The sequence below is a fragment of the Nostoc sp. ChiVER01 genome, assembly GCF_034531155.1.
Classification (GTDB): Bacteria; Cyanobacteriota; Cyanobacteriia; order Cyanobacteriales; family Nostocaceae; genus Nostoc.
Genome location: NZ_JAVRBS010000025.1, coordinates 1 through 19,630, shown reverse-complemented (window position 1 = coordinate 19,630; position 19,630 = coordinate 1). Strand labels below are relative to the sequence as shown.

At 43.0% G+C, this 19,630-nt stretch carries 5 protein-coding genes; 3 read left to right on the top strand and 2 right to left on the bottom strand.

Annotated elements, in window-relative coordinates:
* Nucleotides 1–10 precede the first annotated feature (10 nt).
* Entirely contained in the window at nt 11–1,222 is a 1,212-nt protein-coding gene (locus RMY00_RS26535) for a CHAT domain-containing protein (RefSeq protein ID WP_322650404.1), read from the bottom strand.
* The gene (locus RMY00_RS26530; RefSeq protein ID WP_322650403.1) at nt 1,219–5,271 is read right to left on the bottom strand and encodes a protein kinase domain-containing protein; all 4,053 of its coding nucleotides are present in this window, start codon (nt 5,269–5,271) and stop codon (nt 1,219–1,221) included. Before RMY00_RS26530 ends, RMY00_RS26535 begins: the two co-directional genes overlap by 4 nt.
* Nucleotides 5,272–5,547: 276 nt before the next feature.
* Here RMY00_RS26530 and drmD point away from each other — a divergent pair, with 276 nt between their 5' ends.
* The 3 genes from drmD to RMY00_RS26515 all read left to right on the top strand — a co-directional run bounded on the left by drmD (nt 5,548) and on the right by RMY00_RS26515 (nt 19,455).
* Nucleotides 5,548–8,823, top strand: a complete 3,276-nt coding sequence (gene drmD, locus RMY00_RS26525; protein WP_322650402.1) for a DISARM system SNF2-like helicase DrmD — start codon at nt 5,548–5,550, stop codon at nt 8,821–8,823.
* Complete coding sequence (locus RMY00_RS26520; protein ID WP_322650401.1) at nt 8,820–13,880, top strand: Eco57I restriction-modification methylase domain-containing protein; 5,061 nt, start codon at nt 8,820–8,822, stop codon at nt 13,878–13,880. Before drmD ends, RMY00_RS26520 begins: the two co-directional genes overlap by 4 nt.
* 91 nt (nt 13,881–13,971) lie before the next feature.
* Nucleotides 13,972–19,455, top strand: coding sequence for a DEAD/DEAH box helicase (locus RMY00_RS26515; RefSeq protein WP_322650400.1), 5,484 nt, complete (start codon nt 13,972–13,974; stop codon nt 19,453–19,455).
* Nucleotides 19,456–19,630: the final 175 nt, after the last annotated feature.

Genomic DNA, 19,630 nt, shown 5'->3' with positions numbered 1-19,630 from the left:
GAACTGCCAATCACGAGGAAGGATAGGCTATTGATTGCGCTAATTGATAACTCGCCGGACTATAAACACCATAAGCCAACCCCAACGGATTATTAAACTCCTTCAAAAAATACCACCTCGTCGCCTGTAATGCCTCCCCAATTGTCATAATTTTAACAACTACCTCACCAGTTATTTCATCTTCGACCACCATCCCCCTTAGAAAAAACTCATAAAACACCTTCGCAAACGCCGCCGCAAACATATCCGGAACCGGACAAGCCGTAGCAATCACCGCCGCCGCACCATGCTGAATAAACACTTTGGGTAAATTGAAAGTCCTCCGTAACTCATCCGCACCCCCAGCCGACTGACAAGCATTAAGAAACACCAACGGCTGACAGAGAAATTTCCCCTGGCGCAACAAAAATTTGTAAGTTTCCAACTCTAGCACCAAGCCATTTTCTGTTATCTCTTCATCTTGAATAAAAGAAATCAGCAGCTTATCACCCAGTTTACTTTCCTTACAATGGCAAGCAAAATGCAACATATTATGGCTAGCTTTGTAAAGATATTTAAGTAAATCATCACCTAAGGGATCGCCGGATCTACCATTAGTCAAATTGCAAGCTGTACCCAACAACGTAAAACGGTCTTTTGCTGTCAGCCTCACTAATCTTTCAATTTCTGGCCTTTCTTTTTTATGAGCATGAAGCAACCTATGATGCAAGCAAAATAACATATCAGAAGGTTGGGCTTGCTCCAAAACATAATCTGCGATATCTTTTTCTGGGTTGAGAATTCGAGCCGGGGTGTAGCGCAGTCCCCAAAACTTCTCAGGATTTCCCTGTTCGTAGTCCTCTTCACTCCCCTCAAACAAAACTTCCCAAGGAAAGGGCGTAACTTCAGAAACAAAGGTTGGAGCTACATTTTCATTTAAGCGACTGGTGAGGATTTTATTTGGTCTATCTTCACCAAAAAATGCTTGATAAGCTATCCGTCCCCATTCAGCTAGTTTAATTAAGTATTTATGACATAAATCCGCATCTAGTTTGAGGCTTTTTTCTTGATTAATAGTTATTCTTAAAGCATCAAAGATGTCTAAGATTTCTTCTGTATAAGTTTCCAAAAATTTATCAGTAGGTCTGGTAAAATCCCAGCGTCCAATCCAGTATTTATTTTCGTCAATTACGATTTCCAAAGCAGCTGGCGTGACAATTGGACTCACAGTTCCTCTGCTCATAACTGTTCCCCAACCTTCAACGAAAACCGCAAATTGTGAACAGGTTCTATCCCATTCTCAAAGTAAACCTGAACTAAAACTGAGCGACTTTCCATCTCAGCAGGGGCAGTAAGTGTAAACCAACCTAAATAATCTCCGGTAGCTGTGCGCGTCATAAGTATTGAATCACCAGGAGTAACCTGCAATCCGGACGTGACGATAAAAACACGTAAATCATCAAAACTTAAATCTTCAGCCACCTCCATTAAACGATTCTCGTACCATACAGGAGGAGTACGGCGCAGGCTAACGCGAAACCTGACTGTGCTTCCTGGGGATACTGGGTCGTCAATTTCTTGACCAATGGGTTCCACAACCGCATAGCCCTGTCCCTGTACTGGTCGATAAGGACGCGCCATTGGGTCACCAAATAATACGTAAGCCAGCCAGTCTAAGGATTCTGGTACAACGGTTTTAGCCAATCTACGAGCTGTTTGGAACGCCACACCCAAAGTTTGCCCTGCCCAAATGCTGTTATAAAAAGCACTAACAAAAGCTGCTTCCACATTCGGTTGCACCGCCCAGAGAGAACCAATAAAGGCACTACAACCTGCTCTGACAAAGGTAAAAGCCCAGGTTTGCTCTAATGCTGTTAATTCCGCTTGTCCTGCATTTAGATAACTCAAAGATACAAGGGGATGATTGCGCCGCAGACTCAGTTTGGCTGGTTGCACCTCACGCTCAATATCCTGAATATCGCTACTGCTATTCACCCGCACTGGCGCATCCTGGCGGTTTGTTGTGTCCACAGATTGACCATAGCGAATTAAATGCAAGCCACGTATTGATTCAAACAAAGTAATATCATTAAATATACCAGCTTGCATGGAAATTGGCGGCGGTGCGCCTGATGAGTGCAAAAGCTCAGTCCAAAGTTCCGCTTGTTCCACACTAGCATAATGGGCAACATTGACCGCACCCACAGGAAACTCATAGGGTCGTGCTTTTTCTAACTCCCAAAGCCATCGACCAATAATAAAGCGATCGCCTAAAAATTTCTGCCCATCATGCAACAGTTCCCAAGGAAACCAAGCATCCTGGTCAGCTAAGATTAGTAAAGTGAAAGGCTGATTAAAACTGGCTATGGTGCGAAAAGTATTTTGCAGTTCTTCTGGAAGTAAGGATTGAAACAAATACTGACCGAGAGAAACAAGGCGAGAACGGAAATCTTCTCTGAGGCTACTTGCTGCTTCCTCAAGGGTAGCTTTTAATAATGAGTGCGATCGCTCGACCCAAGTAGCAGACAAAGACTGCGAATTGTAGTCAACATCATCCGCAAATAGCAGGCGTGGTTGATAACTATCGATGTGATAATTGAAAGTACACGCGGATATATCTGCGTTCCAAGTAGTACGTGCTTGGAGAATTATATCTGGTTGGGGAACGGGGCGCGATCGGGCAGCAATTAGTGGGCGTAGTTCTGTGCCTTCAAATGCGGTAACTTCTACTTCGGTTTCGAGAGTAGTTTTGTAAGTTTCTCCACAGTAAAGCTCTGCTTTGATTTTGGTGCGTCCTGATCGCAGGGCGGTAAGATTGAAAGTTGCGCTCTGGGTAATATTGGCTGTGTCGAGGTCAAGGGGTAAGCTTGTAGCATTATCACTATTGAATTGGAAGCCAGGGGCAGTGAGAAATATGTTGAGTTCGTTTCCAGTGACTTCGTTGTGGGAGATTTCTAGAATGTATGTTGTGTTGTTATCCTTTAATAAGGTGAGACAAATCGCAACTTCTAATTCTCCACCAATTATTAATGAATCTGACGATATATTTTGTAATAAGTTATATGCTATAAATTTGGATTCAAACTCAGGTGACAGCGTAATTATTTGATCATAATTGGTCAATTGTCGAATAGCTTGCAATACCTCAGTGGCAGACTGATAGCGTTCTCTAACTTTAACAGCTATCATTTTTTGCAAAATTTCAGCAAGTTCATTGCTAATATTTACCTCATAGAGCCATAACATTTCCCCTGAAACTGCATCATACTCAAACTGACGTGGTAATTTACCAGTTAACAAATAAATACAAGTGACACCAAGAGCATAGATATCACTAGCATAAACCGAACGCCCTGCCATTTGCTCTGGTGCTGCAAAACCAGGGGTTCCACTAATAAAAATCGACTGATTGGAGGTCAGCAATGATGCTATTCCAAAGTCTATTAAACATAGACTTCTATCTTGGTTACGACGAACTATTTGAGTAGGATTAATATTTTTGTGGATTACCTGTTGACCATGAATATATTCTAATATTGGCAGAAAATCTTGAAGAAAATCTATGATATTAACTTCGTTCAATAAACCAGATTTTTGTAATTCTTGTTGTAGTGTATGACCATCAATATGCTCACAAACTAAATAAAAAGCTTCTTGAAATTCAAAATAATCTAAAAGTTGGGGCAAATTTGAGTGATCACCTATTTTACCTAAAATTATGGCTTGGTTCTCGAATTGTAATTTTGCATTCTGCCAAATTGATGTATCTTTATTCAGTAAAATAGTTCTATTTTTAGATGTAAATTGTTTAAATATGGCAATTGGTTCACCTGGTAGAGCTTCATCTTTAATCAAAAATTGATTAATTAATTTTTCAAATTCTGGAGGGTATAATGCAAAATTATTATTATCTTGGTCACTTAAAACTTTAATAATTCGATAGCGTCCTTTGATTAACTCACCTATAGATAAAGTATCTGGAGGATTTGTAACTATGGTATCTATTGAATCTGAATTATCCGACAATATATTATTCCAAAAAATTTCATAACTAGGTAAAGGTTTATTTCCTGCTTCTTTTACCCATCGTGTATCGGGTTTCCAAACTTCATTAGCTCCATCACGGCGACGCGTTTCAACAGTTACTTTACTAGCCTCTATTTTGAGAAAGTTATATTCCCAAGGGTAGCCAGAACCTGATTCTTGGAGTGACGCGCCAAAAACTCCAGCACCAATGATATTTATCTGCTGCCCACTAGTACTATATTCATAGCGATAAGAATTATTCTCATTCCGATGAATACCACCATGCAAAACTAGGCGAAATCCAGCATTAGCTAAACGCTCCATTACGCCACTATCGGTGATGCGATCGCCGAAAATACTATTGAGAGAATGATGCCAAACTGCAATTTTTAAACAATCTTCATAGGCTAGATTGCGGCGAATTAAACTCAAAGCATTGCTGAGTGCTTCTGAATTGATACTTGCACGATATTTGTTACGACGATGATCTATCTGCCAAGCGGAATTTAGCCCTAAAATCAGCAAATTTTGCTCTGGGAGATGCTGTAAACTGTATTGTTGGTTGTATTCTAGGGGATAAAGTTCTCCTTTGATAACTTCATAAAAACGGCTAAAATTAATAAAACGTTGTTTATATTGTTCTTTATCTAAACCCTCAATAAATTCTCCATTTTCATCTGTTAAATATTCCTCAATTCCTTCTTGAGAATATTCAGTATTAATTCTGGAGTAAGCCGCTTCTGCTAATTGCCAGTTAACGTCGTGATTACCAGGAACAATTACAATCTTCTGCGATTCAAGGTTAAATTCTTGAGATAAACGGTTTATAAATAGTTGAGCAGCAGCATATTCATCAGGAGTAGACTTACTAGCGATATCACCAGAGATGATGAGTGCGTCAAGACGGGAACACCCTAATTCGTAGCGTAAATCTTCAGCTAATTGAGCATACCAAGTACGGGCGTTATCAGTTGTGCCAAAGTGTAAATCAGAAAGGTGGAGGACATTAATTAAATTTGTGGATTTAGCTGACAAAATTTCTCTTACGAGTCTTTCGATTGCTTCAACATCAAAACGTTGATAGGTGCGATCGCCAATAGTTATAGCCTTTCCTTCTCCTATATTTACGTTATATTTACCAAGCTTCATTAGAACCTGCGGTTCATTTGCTATGAGTAACCTACGTAAAATTTCTATGTCCGCTTCAGTGTGTATTCTTGCGGTAATGCGGTTAATAATCTCAGTCAAATCATCGGGATTGCTCATCTCAAACTTTTAAATGACTCTAATTTATTACAAGTCCATGAAGTCTATTGAATAATGCACTCGAAAAATAGTTCATAAATACTACTAAGAAAATTACCGCACACTTCAAAGCATAAGAGCAAGCAACCTAAAATTTCAATGATTTTGAATATTGTAATATTTTCCCTTCTGCCCTGTATTATGTATCACTAATACTTAATCAACTCTCCGGCTATTTGAACCTCCAGTAGCTAAAATAGTGGGTCAAGCAAATCTCCGACAAAGGATGAGAGCAAAATGACGGCAAGCACTAAAAAAACAGGTAAAAATTTAACAATTCCCCAAGTGGGTATGCTTGCCACCGTCCGCAACCGCCGTGCTTTGGTTGCTTCTGTTGAACCGTTCGGCGGTACACCAGAAGGACAGCTACACCTTGTTCGTTTAGAATACACTGACTCAGATGGTATAGCTGAAGATAGTATTATTTGGGAGCGGGAAGTAAACGCCACATTGCTGGAGCCTACAGCCCTTCCCCAAGTAGCAACACAACCACCCATGCCTGCAACTGACTTTGATGCTCTACAACGGGCAGCACGGTGGACGGCACTTTCTCCTTTTCTCAACCACGATCGCACAACGCCAGAACTTCATTCTCCCATCGCCTCACCATTTTTTGGCGCAGTGCAGATTGAAGATTTTCAATTAGTGCCACTGCTGAAAGCTCTACGTATGCCTCGAATTTCTTTATTACTGGCGGATGACGTTGGACTAGGGAAGACAGTTGAAGCAGGCTTGATTTTAACGGAATTACTTCTACGTCGCCGCATTCGACGGGTGTTAATTATTTCTCCTGCCGCCCTCCGTAAGCAGTGGCAGCAGGAGATGAAAACTAAGTTTTCGCTGACGTTTGATGTCATCGACCGTGAGGAAACTCATGCCTTGCAGAAACGCTTAGGGCTAGATGCTAACCCTTGGCGGACTTACCCGCGTATTATTACTTCTTACCATTATTTACGCCAGCCTGATGTTTTAGAACAGTTTCGTTCTGCTTGCAGTCAGCCAGAAGGTTCTGCACAGTTACCTTGGGATTTATTAATTGTCGATGAGGCCCATAACCTCATGCCGTCAAACTTTGGTGATGATAGCGATTTATCTCAAATGTTGCGGGCTATTTCTCCTTGGTTTGAGCATAAGCTATTTCTCACTGCTACACCTCACAACGGTCATACTCGTTGTTTTTCTGGTTTGCTGGAACAACTTGACCCAGTGCGATTTACTCAAACTAGCGAATTTACAGACGCAGTTAAACAACGAATATCAGAAGTTGTAGTGCGTCGTCTGAAGCGGGAAATTAATCAACTGGATGAACAAGCAGGACGTACACCAAGATTTTGCGATCGCATTCCTCAACCAATTCCCCTATATTTCGGTGCGGAAGAGAGAAACTTGTCCACAGCCTTTGCAGAGTTTCGTGCTGCTGTAAAATCTGCGATCGCATCTTCAAAAAGAACTGAACAAATAGCCGCATTCTTCGCTATCGAAGTTCTCAATAAACGCTTGCTGTCCTGTCCCTATACCTTCGCCCACTCCTGGCATAGATTTAAAGCTGGTATTGAGCAAGAAGATTCAGCAGAACTGGCGGAAGTGCAAGCAGCGCGACGAGCAACTTTGGAAGACCTTGATGATGACCGGGAAGTAGAAGGCCGTCTGCAACACGCTGCTAAAACGACAGGTGCTTGGTTTAAACCTTTGCTATCTCGTTTAACCGCAGAAGTAGCTAGTATTGATGTTGCTCTGGAAGAATTGGGACTTATTTCGCAACACGAAGATTTTTTACCTAATCCAGAAGCCGATGAACGTTGGGAACGTTTGCTCAAGGAAATTAAAAAATATCTCCGCAACGGTAACGAATGGGTGAAGGAAAATCGGCTGGTTATCTTTACCGAATATAAAACCACCTTGGATTATCTCGAACGCCGTCTCAAAGAAACCTTTAAAAAAGACCCAAAAGCAATTCGGGTGTTATTTGGTGGGATGAGTGACACGCAACGGGAAGAAATTAAGCAAGCTTTTAATGATCCTGATGACCAAATTCGCATTCTGGTTGCCACTGATGCAGCATCAGAAGGGTTGAATTTACAAGAAACTGCTCATTTGGTATTACATTACGATATTCCTTGGAATCCCGCTCGTTTGGATCAACGCAATGGTCGTTTAGACCGCCACGGACAAGCACGAGATGTGATTGTGTTTCATTTTACTAGCGAAGATGATGCCGATTTGAAGTTTTTGGGACACGTTGTTAGTAAAGTAAATACCATCCGCGAAGAACTCGGTTCGATGGGGGAAGTGTTTGATGCTGCATTCCAGCGCAGATTTACAGACTTAGAAGATACAAATACAGTAGTACGCGGTTTAGATGAGGCGGTAGAAAAGCGCAAAGGACGCACCCAAATTCCCCGTGTTCCAGAGGTAGAAACAGGTAGCGAAGAAACACTAGCTCTGCAACAATTTGAACAAGAGATTGACTTAACCCCAGAAACGCTAAAAAGTACCTTAGAAATCGCTTTGGGTCTGGGTGTAGGATTACCTCGGTTTGAAGCGCCTGATGATCAAGGAAGATTGCGATTGCGTTCACCTATTCCACCAAAGTGGATACCTTTGATTGATGACCACTTGCGCTTAGAAACTGATAATGGTCAACCAGGGGCGTTACCAGCTTTAGTATTTGACCCACAACTTTTTATCCAAAATCGCAATAATCGTCCTGTATTTCGACCTACCAAAGATACGGTATTATTACACCTGGGACATCCACTATTTCACCAAGCTTTAGCCATGTTTGCTAGGGCTAGATTTCCAGGGGGAATTGATAATTTGTCCGTTAGTCGTTGGACTGTGCGTTATAGTGAAATTCCATCTGAGGCTGATGCTTTATTGTTATTAACGGTAGAAGAGTTAGCGGTTAATGAACTACGGGAACCCTTTCATCATTGGGTAAGAACGGTAAGATTTCCGATTATTAATAGCGAATTAGGTGAAATTTTACCCCATCTTCCCGCAGGTGCAGACTGTCCCTCTGGGGGTCAACCAGAACAAATTGCAATTCAACAGGCACAAGATTTATGGGATGAAATTTCTCCAGATGTGAGAGAAATTTTAAAAAATTTGGCTGCTGATTTGACCCAGCAGCTAGAAACTCAACTCCAAGCAAAGCGTAAAGTTGCATTAAAAGAAGAAACCGAACGCTTTAAATCTCGCCTCAAGGAAGTAGAAAAAGCGATGAAAGAAACCAGTATAGAAAAGATTAAAAAGGATGTTGATAAATTATTAGCTGATATGCAGCAACTTAGCTTTCTTCCTGAACACCGGCGCGAACAAGAAGAACGGTTGCGTGACTTGAATAAAGAGCTAGAATTACGTCTTAAACACTATCAAGAATTATTAAATTTTTTACAGCTTGAGCAATCTCGTGTATTGGAGAAAATTTTGCCGAAACGCTATAGCCTGCGCGGACAAGCTCAGGTATTTCCGGTTACAGTAGAAATCCGACTGCCAGAGGTGATGCAATGATTTATACCCTAGAGCAAGCCATTGACCGCTCTGCTTGGTGGGCTTCTTTAAAACATGGGGGTTTATTAATTGCACCATCAAGATTGGCTGAGTTTTTTGTAGCAGATATTGAGCCACTACCGAGTTATATAGAAGACCGTTTACGCCGGGATGTTACCCGTGTTCGTAATAGTGAAGAAGATAAAGATATTAGTACGTTACTGGATACTGTTTTACAAGATGTCCTCAAACTATCGAAAGATTGGTGGATTAAAGGCAACGCGGTTGATAGTAGCTGGTCGCAACGGGCAATTACGGGTGAAACAATTAGACCGCGACGGGTTTGGCAAGATCCTCATGGCGGGGTGTTACCTGTATTCGATACCGATGTTTTCTCCAGGTTGGGGATTGGTAAAGGACGGCGTGCAGTTTCTCGTGTAATTGAATGGTTGCGGAAGGCTAATCAAAAAATTGCCCTGCTGACCAATGGGCGACAATGGCGATTGATTCACGCTGGGTCAGATTATGATGCTTGGTGTGAGTGGGACATTGACCTGTGGTTTGAAGAAGGTAAACCAGGGTTACAAGTATTGGCGTTGCGGTTGTTACTTGGAGAACAGTCCTTACATCCAGTAGCAGAAAACAAACCTAGTCCTTTAATTACTGCAATCCAAGCCTCACGCCAAGGACAGGCTGAACTGTCTGATGTCTTGGGGGAACGGGTCAGAAAAGCGGTGGAACTTTTAATTAAAGAATCATCACCTGCGATCGCAGATCGTTCCAAAGACATAACACCTTTAGAAACCGCCGACAATCCAGTATCTAGCCGTGATATTTACATTGCCGCTACTCGCATGATTATGCGCTGTGTGGTGATTTTGTTTGCCGAGGCGCGTGATTTATTAGACCGCACTAACCAAATTTATTACGATTCTTACAGTATTAGTGGGTTACGAGAACAACTAGAACGTCTTTCTGGGGGACGTGCAGGCGATCGCTTGCGAAATGGTTACAGTGCATGGTCGCGCTTGCTGGCGCTGTTTCGCTTAGTATATTTTGGGTGCAGCCACGAAAAAATGCCCATCCCCCGCTACGGTGGCGGGTTGTTCACTCCTGGTGATGCTGAAGCTAAAGACCCAATATTACGCGCTTTGGCTGCATTTGAAAATCCCGACCAAACACCCTCAGACGCGGTGGTATATCGGATACTTGAATTACTGTCTCGCAGCAAGGTAAAAGTCCGTCAAGGGCGCAGCAGCACTTGGGTAGAAGCTCCAGTTGATTTTTCTGACCTGTCATCTGAGTATATCGGTATACTCTACGAAGGTTTATTGGACTTTGAGTTACGCCGCGCTAGAGAACAAGAACCAATATTATTCCTCAATTTAGGCGATCAACCAGCTTTACCCCTGTCACGTTTAGAAGGGATGGATGATGCGGCTTTAGCTGCACTGGTGGAGAAGCTCAAGCAGAAGTCAAAAGTGGCGACGGGTGAGGATGAGGAAGAGGCTGAGGAAGAAGAAGTTGCCGAAATTGAGGGCGAAACTGAAGAAACTGAGGAAATAGAAGCAGAAACTCCGGCTGAGACTGAGTTAGAGGAGTTAGAAGCAGATGGGGACTTGGTACAGGAGTTACGGGAACGCGCCTATCAATGGGCAGTCCGTGCGGTGAAAGCTGGTAAACTGGTCGCCAAGCCTCGAAGTAAGAAAGCAGCAGCTTTGGCGGAGTATGAACAGGCAGTTAGTAAGGTAGCAAACAACCTGATTGTCAGGATTATTTTACCAGGAGAATGGTTTTTAGTACGTTGGGGAGGGACACGCAAGGGTTCTGGAACATTTTACACTCGCCCCCAACTAGCGATTCCCACCACTCGCCGCACTTTACAAGCTTTGGTGTATGAAAAAGAATCGCCAATCCCTAAGAAACCAGAGGAAATTCTTGCTCTCAAAGTTTGTGATCCTGCTATGGGTTCTGGTTCATTTTTGGTAGCAGCATTGCGGTTTTTGACAGAAACTTTGTACGAAAGCTTACATTACCATAACCGCATTGAGGCTCATGGAAATGACAGCTTATGCCGTCTTGCCGATGGTACAGGCACAAATTCTTTAATGGAAGAGACACTCCCAGTTTTGCCAGACCACCCAGACTTTGAAGGTAGGCTGAAAGCGTTACTGAAACGCTACATCGTGGAACGATGTATTTACGGTGTAGATATCGATCCCTTGGCGGTAGAACTAGGCCGTTTATCACTGTGGGTGGAGACGATGGACAGAAGGCTTCCCTTTAGCTTTGTTGACCATAAATTGAAGTGTGGTAACTCTTTGGTGGGTTGCTGGTTTGACCGTTTTCGTGATTATCCTACTTTAGCTTGGGAAAGAGAAGGAGGGGATAAAAACCACACTCGCGGTGTTAATTATCAGAAAGAAACTTGGACAAAGGCAATTAAAGAAATCCGAAACAAGCGTCTTAAAACTGAGCTTAGAGATTGGATTGAGGGCAAACAGTCCTTATTTGAGCAAGTAGATGGAAAAACACCAGAAATTATTCATGATGAAGCTCTCCAAGTTCTTGATGAAATACACTCTCTCAAAATTAACCAAACAAAAGAGCGTACAGAAATTTACATTAATAAAATCATTCAAAACCGTGCTTTTGCTACTGTCAAAGAAGCTTTTGATACTTGGTGTGCAACCTGGTTTTGGAATGTTGATGAAATAGATGATGCTCCTCTTCCCTTGAAATTTTCAGATCCTAATTCCAGAACTAGGGAAATTGTGGCTCAATTAGCTGAGGAATATAGATTCTTTCACTGGGAGCTAGAGTTTCCTAATGTTTTTGCCGTTTCGGGAGGTGGTTTTGATGCCATTATTGGCAATCCTCCTTGGGAGAATTTACAGCCAAATCCAGCAGAATTTTTCTCCAATTATGACCCTTTATTCCGCACCTATGGTCGATTAGAAGCACTGACAGCTATAGAACGGATGTTCAGTGATGTTGATGGAGTTGAAAGAGAATGGTTGAGCTATTGCAGTAAGTTTAAAGCTTACGCCAATTGGGTACGAAATGTATTTTCTCCGTTTGGCGATGAGAATGATGGGGGCACAAATTTTAATTTAGGAGGAAAGAGTAAAAATTTACATAGTGCTTGGCGGGATAATCGAACTAATCGCAAAAGTTATGCTGACCCCTCACATCCCTTTCAATATCAAGGTGGAGGTCGAATTTTTACTGAAAAGCTTTTTCTTGAACTCTGCCATGCACTGCTTAAAAATGGCGGAATTTTTAGCCTGATAGTTCCTCCAGGAATCTATACCGTCAAGGGAATGAGCGAATTGCGTAATATTTTCTTAAACCAGTGTCAATGGACACACCTTTATGTCTTCCAAAATGAGCGTTTTATATTTAGAAGCATTGACCATCGAAACAAGATTGTTGTGTTAACTGTCAAAAAAGGAGGAGGTACATCTACTATTCTAACTCGGTTTCGATTAGGAGCAGGAGATTCGCCTGAAGCATACGAATTAGAATCGAATATTATTAATTCTGAATATTATTTTCCTATCTCAGTTACAGATATTATTCGTTTTAGTCCAAATACAAAAGCTATATTGGAAATTAGAAGCCTGCAAGACTTAAAAGTACTTAATAAAATTTATAGCAACTCTGTTCGTCTTGGAGATAAAAGTCAAAATGCTTGGCAAATCCGGTATACTCTTGAATTCATGATGAATACAGATGTTAGACTTTTTCCATCACGAACTAAATGGGAAGCAAATGGATATTACCCTGATGAGTACGGCCACTGGCTAAAAGGTAATTGGCAACTTTATGAAAATTCTCATTCAATACTAAAGCGTTCTGAAGGACTGATTTTTTCTATTGACGGCAGTTATGCAATTAAAATAGATGAAATTGAAGACGTAGCCCTACCTTTTTACCAAGGAGTAATGATTTGGCAATTTGATTTTAGTGCAGCAGGTTATGTTTCTGGTAGTGGAAATCGTGCAAATTGGGAAGCTATCAAATGGAATAAAAAGAAGATATTACCACAACTTCTTATGGGCTTAAATACTTATAAATCTACTTCAAAATATCTTCAAGGTTTAAAATTAGTATTTAGAGATATATCAAATGCTACTAATGAACGCACAATGATAGCATCGGTTCTTGAAGCAATTCCCTGCGGGAATGTTTTAGGAGTTTTAGAAATAATTGAAACATCAAATAGTAAATTAAGTATAGGCCTTTTAAGCTGCTTAAATTCTTTTGTGTATGACTATCATCTTCGTAATCGGATGGGAGGTACACATCTTAATCTTTTTATAATTGAAGATACTGCCGTATTAAGTCCTAAAAATATTCCTCAAAAACTTTATTTATTTTCTGCTCAGTTAGCTATTTGTGATGTTAAATATGCATCACATTGGTTAAATCTAAACAATGAATTTAAACTAAGGTCTCGACATTGGAAACAATTTTTTGCTCTTACAGAATACGAACGGCTCCGACTTCGCTGTATCCTAGATGCAGTTATTACTGAACTCTACGGATTAGAAATAGATGATTTAGCTTGGATTCTGCAAGATTGTGATTATCCAGCGAATAAAGTATGCGATAAAAGTTTTGCTCGCACTCTCGAACCTAAAGCATTCTGGCGCGTAGATAAAGAAAAAGATCCCGAACTCCGCCACACCGTCTTATCCCTCGTCGCCTTTCACGAATTAAAAAAAATCGGATTAGAAGCATTCCTCAACCTTAACGATGGTGAAGGGTGGATGCTACCAGAAACATTGAGATTAGCTGATTATCACTTAGGTCATGATGACCGCGCAATGCAACCGCAACCCGTAGCATCCAGATTAGGCGAAAGATTTCTTCCTTGGCAATTAGAAGGTACAGCAGAGGAGTCTTGGGAAGAGTGCGAACGTCACGCAGAGAATTTAAGACTACTCTTGGGAGAGAAATCGCTTGTTAACAATGACCAACTGAAGACAGAAAATAATCCTGATAGCACCAAAAATTCTTCCCCCGACTCGGTGCAACTTAGCATATTTGACCAACCAACAGAAGAGATATAATTTAGCTCAGTTCACCTCCATAGTAATCATTGGTAGATAAGTAATAAATATGACATACTAAACACGGTCGGCAAAAGATAGACACAACCCCATGCTCAACCCCATCGTCTACACAGAAAAAGTAGTCAGCGACTTCCTGCGCTATCAAATCACCGCCTATCCCTTCGCCGACGAGAATCTTTACCAACAAATGCGTATCCTCCTTAACCTAGAGGAAACACGCGCCACACCTTTATTTAAAGGCCCCTACATCAGCCTTAGCCGCAGCTTCCGCAAAGGTGCGAAAATCACTGACCTGATTTCTGAAGGCATTTTACATCCCCATCTCACCCAAATTGCCCCCTATCCCAACGTTTACGGTCATCAAGAGTCAGCAATTCGCGCCATCACAGTCAAAAAGACAACCCTAGTTTCCACTGGCACAGGTTCCGGTAAAACCGAAACTTTCCTTTATCCTATTATTAGTCGTTGCCTGCAACTACGAGATGAGGGCGCAGCCGCAGGCATAGTTGCCGTAATAGTTTACCCCATGAACGCCCTCGCCGAAGACCAACTGGGACGTTTGCGGGAATTACTCGCAGGTAGCGGTGTGACTTTCGGGATGTACGTGGGCAAAACTCCCGAAAACACCTCCGACGCACCAGGAAAGAAACTTCGAGATGGTGCTTCTAAACTCGATTACCAAGAAGAACTCGAAAAAGCCAAACGCGAAAAACAAACCTACGCCGTCTACCCCGCCGAAGAACGAGTATCGCGGGAAGAAATGCGAACAAAGGGGAAGCAACCCCGTATCCTGCTTACCAACGTCAATCAATTAGAATTGCTGCTCACCAGACAGCGAGATGTGGAATTATTTAATGGCGCAAAGCTGGAATTTCTCGTCTTTGATGAAGCCCACACTTTTACAGGTGCTATGGGGGCGGAAACCGCTTGTTTGATTCGCCGCTTACGGGCATTTTGCGGTAAAGGAACCACAGATACCACCTGTATTGCCACATCTGCCACCATTGTAGACGCAGAAAGCGGTGCAGATGCTGGGTCAGATTTTGCAGCGCGGTTCTTTGGGGTGCCTCCAGAAAATGTGGTCATGGTACAAGAAGAGTATGAACCCGACTTGTGGGCAGAGTTCCGACAAATTACCACAGCCCTCCCAGGAAATCCCGCCCAACACTTGAAAGATGTGCTAAATGCCGTCGAAGGTGGAGACAAGGCTGGGGAACTTGTACAAGCAGCATTTGCAACGATGACAGGAAACCTCATCGATGCAACTAACTGGGAAGAAAACCTTTACGAACAACTCGCCGCCAACGAAATTGTTTATCAAATTGCCCAAAGCTTAGAAACACCCCGTCTGCTTGCAGAATTTATTGCTGACTTAGTAAACCGCGTTGGGCGTAAAGTTTCGGAAGAAGAAGTTTTGTGCTGGTTAGCCTTCGGCGCGGCTTCTCGCAAACAACATCGCCCCTTATTGCGCCCCGTGGTTCACGGTTTTATACGCGGAGTTAGTGGCGCTGTCGTCACCTTTGCCCCAGAATTGGAACGTCCCAAATTGTGGTTATCAGCCGAAGATGCCACCAAAGATGATACCCCCCTCAATTCCCCCGCAAACAGAGGAGAGCAAAAAAAATTAAACTCCCTCCAGGCTAGGAGTGAAGTTATTGAGGAGTTATTTCGCCTTCCAGTCATGACCTGTACCACCTGCGGTCAGCACTATTTTACCCATCACATTGGTGACTTTAGTTTCTTTGGTAAATTTCCTGGTGGTGGACAAGCAATAGACCAGCGCGTAATCTGGAAACCTCTCGCACCAGAAAATGGAGGGAAGCGCGTTGTCCTCCTTGACCGCTTAATTACCACTGATGACGAAGACGAGACAGCAGAACTTGATGCTAATTATCCCAGTTCCACTGTTCCTTTATATATGTGTCGTCACTGTGGCACTTTACACTCCGAAACCGCTAATCGCTGTGACGGTTGCGGACGGGAAGGTAAATTAGTCACCTTACTCGCAGTCAGGCAAAAAGATAAAGCCCCAGGTAAACTCACAAGTTGCGTTGCTTGTCAAGCCCTTGGTCGCTTGGCACCTGGAGGTTATCGTGAACCTGCTAGAAATGTCCGCGCCGTAGCAGTTTCCGATGTCCACGTTTTGGCACAGAACATGATCCACCATGCCGAACGTCGTCGCTTGCTAGTCTTTGCCGATAATCGCCAGGATGCAGCGTTTCAAGCAGGATGGATGCAAGACCACGCTAGAAGATTTAGATTGCGATCGCTGATGTACGATCGCATTAAAAGTAGTGCTGTTTCCGTAGGCGACCTTACTGCCTACCTTGATGATATTTTAGAAGCAGACGACGAACTCAGTCGTGCCTTAATTCCTGAAGTTTGGCGTGTCGCCCGTAAAGAAGCCGAAGGTGTCAGACACAGCGAAGAACGCCGTCACTTTCTTCGCATTCAAGTATTACGAGAAATTGCCACTGGTGTAAAACAACGGATTGGTTTAGAACCTTGGGGAAGGCTGAAAGTTGAGTACGCAGGTTTATGCAACCAATTAGAATTTGCTGCTAAATGGTCGCTACTACTTGGTATTACTGAAAATAGCTTAGTTGAAGGCATTGCCTCACTCTTAGATGTAACCCGCCGCAGTAACATTTTACTTGATAGAGAAGGACGTATTTTCTCAAAATTCTGGCAAGCAGGAGATTTTGAAATTCAACGTGGGTACTTACCCTTAATGTCTGGTGTTCCCAAAGGACTAAAACTCAGACGTGCGCCTAGCGACGATACCAACCGCGCCCTACAATGGCTGAGTGAAAAAGGGGATACCTTACCCCGCCAAGTCGCCAAAAAATGGGGAGTTGATAAAGAATTAATCAACGAGTTTTATGACGAATTATGGCAACTATTAACTGAAGAATTACAGCTTTTAGTAACAGTAACTTTAACAGGCAACCGCAATCGGGCATTACCTCGTTGTGCAGGCGTGCGTCAAATTGATGCTGACAAATTACGTTTAACAGTCCACCAAGGTGTTTATCGCTGCAATACTTGTCGTCGCGTTCACTTGCGTCCTACTCCCCGTATGGCCTGCATGGCGTGGCGTTGCAACGGCAAGATAGAGTTTGAGCCAGAAAATCCTGATGATTACAACTTAATGGTACTTGACCAACAATTTACCATGTTGCGTCCCCGTGAACACTCAGCCCAAGTTCCCGCTCCCGAACGAGAAACCTTGGAACGTATGTTCAAAGGTGACAGTGAAATCCTCAATACCTTGGTTTGCACACCCACCTTAGAATTAGGAGTGAATATTGGCGGACTGGATTCTGTCTTAATGCGAAACGTACCGCCCTTACCCGCCAACTACAAACAACGTGCCGGTCGCGCCGGTCGTCAGCATCGCATGGCAGTTAATTTAACCTATGCCCGTCAAGCCAGCCATGACCGCGCCTATTATGCCGACCCCCTCAAACTTTTGCAAGGAGTAGTAACTCCACCCCGGTTTAACCTCCGCAACTCGTTAATGGTGAAAAAGCACGTCCACGCAGCCATACTGACAATCCTTAATCAATTGGTGCGTTCTGCTACCTCTATTACTGCTGGCGATCGTGAAGAAATTAAAGCAGCATTTCAACACTGTTTCCCAAACCAAGTTAAAAACTACCTATTTGATGAAAATGGCAACGTCCGCCCCTCTCCGCTAGATGTCAGTGTATTGGCTACAATTATTACCAAACATGAAGCAATAATTTTTGAACGTTTGCAAGAAATTTTTGGGCAGGGATGGCCCAAAACTGATGCCGTTGTAGTATCCGATGATGCCTTGCAGCAGTACATTCGCCAAACAGGAGAAAAGCTAACGGAGGTGATTAAGCGAGTATGGCGACGCTTGCAATGGGCGCTGGCACAGATGAAACTACTCGACGAAGTTCGCCAACGCAAGGGAACCCTCGACCCCGATGAAGAAGCACTGAGGCAAAGGTGCGATCGCTTGGTGAAAAAACTCAAGGGCATCCAATCGAAGAAAAAACGAGAAGCAGAAGGGTACGACGACACCAACACCTACAGCGTTTTAGCAGCAGAAGGTTTTTTACCAGGATACGGCTTAGATATTGGTTCTGTACTAGCAACCACCCAAGTGCCCCGACACTTTGGCGGATGGATCTCCGACTTTGAATTACCACGTCCAAGTGCGATCGCATTACGGGAATACGTACCAGGTAACTTAATTTACGCCAATGGCAACCGTTTCATTCCCCGTTTCTTCCATTTAGAACCGCAACAGCAACCAGTACTATTTCAAGTTGATATTGCCAACGAAGCAATTGTGGAAATTGGTACAGAAGTTCGAGGAACTGGGGCAGGATTAGGAGTAGCATCATTGCGGGCAATTCCCATCTGCGATGTTGATTTACCGCACCAGTCCCAAATTAGCGATGATGAAGATTATCGGTTCCAAATGGCAGTTTCCCTGTATGGTTACGAACAAAATCGCCATAACGGAGGACACGCCTATATTTGGGGCAATAAAACGATCCAATTACGCCGGGGTGTGCATTTAAGAATAGTTAACATCGGTGCTGCTAACATTATCCGCACTCCTGGAGGTTTGGGGTATCCAGTTTGTTTAGTTTGCGGGCAAAGTCGTTCCCCATTGGCATCAGAAGCCGATAAACAGGCATTTGCAAAAGAACATTTAGAAAGGTGCGGACAAACCGTACAACCCACTGGCTTTTTTGCCGATGTCATGGCAGATACTCTCTCTTTCCAAGACTGCGACAATCGAGAACAAGCTTACAGCATCGTCGAAGCAATTCGCATTGGGGCTTCCAACGTTTTGGATATGGAAATCGATGACCTACAAATTTTAATCATCGGTCAACCGGGGCGGGAAAGCGTCAATGCCTTACTTTATGACCCCATGCCCGGAGGTTCTGGTTTGCTAGACCAAATTATATCTCGCTGGTCGGAAGTGATTGCAGCAGCAAAAGAGGTAGTAGAACATTGCCCCTCCGCTTGCGAGACAGCTTGTATAGATTGTTTGCATACATTTCGCAACGCCCATTATCACCGTCACTTAAATCGCCATGAAGCAGCTAAAAAGCTAGATAAATGGGGTTCCATGCTGAAATTTAGTCACGAAATCCCATCGGGACTACCAGTAGTAGATAACACAGACGAACAACCAGTTAACGACAAAGAAAGCATTTTGCGAGATATGCTTATTCGTGCAGGATTTCCCAACCCCATAGCCCAACATTTTATCGACTTGGGTAGACCATTGGGAACAACAACACCAGATTTCTTTTATGAAGACCCTTCGGAACGTTCTGAGGGAATTTGTATTTACTTAGATGGGATGAGTAGACACCTGCATGGCGATCCGGAAAGACAACAACGCGATCGCATCATTAGGGAGGAATTACGCAATATTGGTTTTGAGGTGTTTGAAATTCCTGTTGGTAACTTAGATGATCGTCTAGTAATGGCGACTCATTTTTTCCGTATTGCACGGGTTTTGTTGGGCAAAACTAAAGCAACGGAAATCCGCGATAGCCCTAACTGGTTTGAGTGAGGATTGTAACTTTAAGGATAAGTGTGATTCGCTGCAAGTAAAATCACGGTAGTTAGTGTCACTTAAAGGATAAGATGGCCACTGCGGCAAGATTATCCTTTAATTTTCGGCAAGATTATCGGTTCTTGGCAACTTTTGGTGATCTTGGTTGGGGAAGGCAGAAGGCAGAGGGCAG

What these genes read in the sequence shown, in the direction of transcription:
- RMY00_RS26535 (WP_322650404.1), bottom strand. Translation starts at nt 1,222, where the DNA reads ATGAGCAGAGGAACTGTGAGTCCAATTGTCACGCCAGCTGCTTTGGAA.
- RMY00_RS26530 (WP_322650403.1), bottom strand. Translation starts at nt 5,271, where the DNA reads ATGAGCAATCCCGATGATTTGACTGAGATTATTAACCGCATTACCGCA.
- drmD (WP_322650402.1), top strand. Translation starts at nt 5,548, where the DNA reads ATGACGGCAAGCACTAAAAAAACAGGTAAAAATTTAACAATTCCCCAA.
- RMY00_RS26520 (WP_322650401.1), top strand. Translation starts at nt 8,820, where the DNA reads ATGATTTATACCCTAGAGCAAGCCATTGACCGCTCTGCTTGGTGGGCT.
- RMY00_RS26515 (WP_322650400.1), top strand. Translation starts at nt 13,972, where the DNA reads ATGCTCAACCCCATCGTCTACACAGAAAAAGTAGTCAGCGACTTCCTG.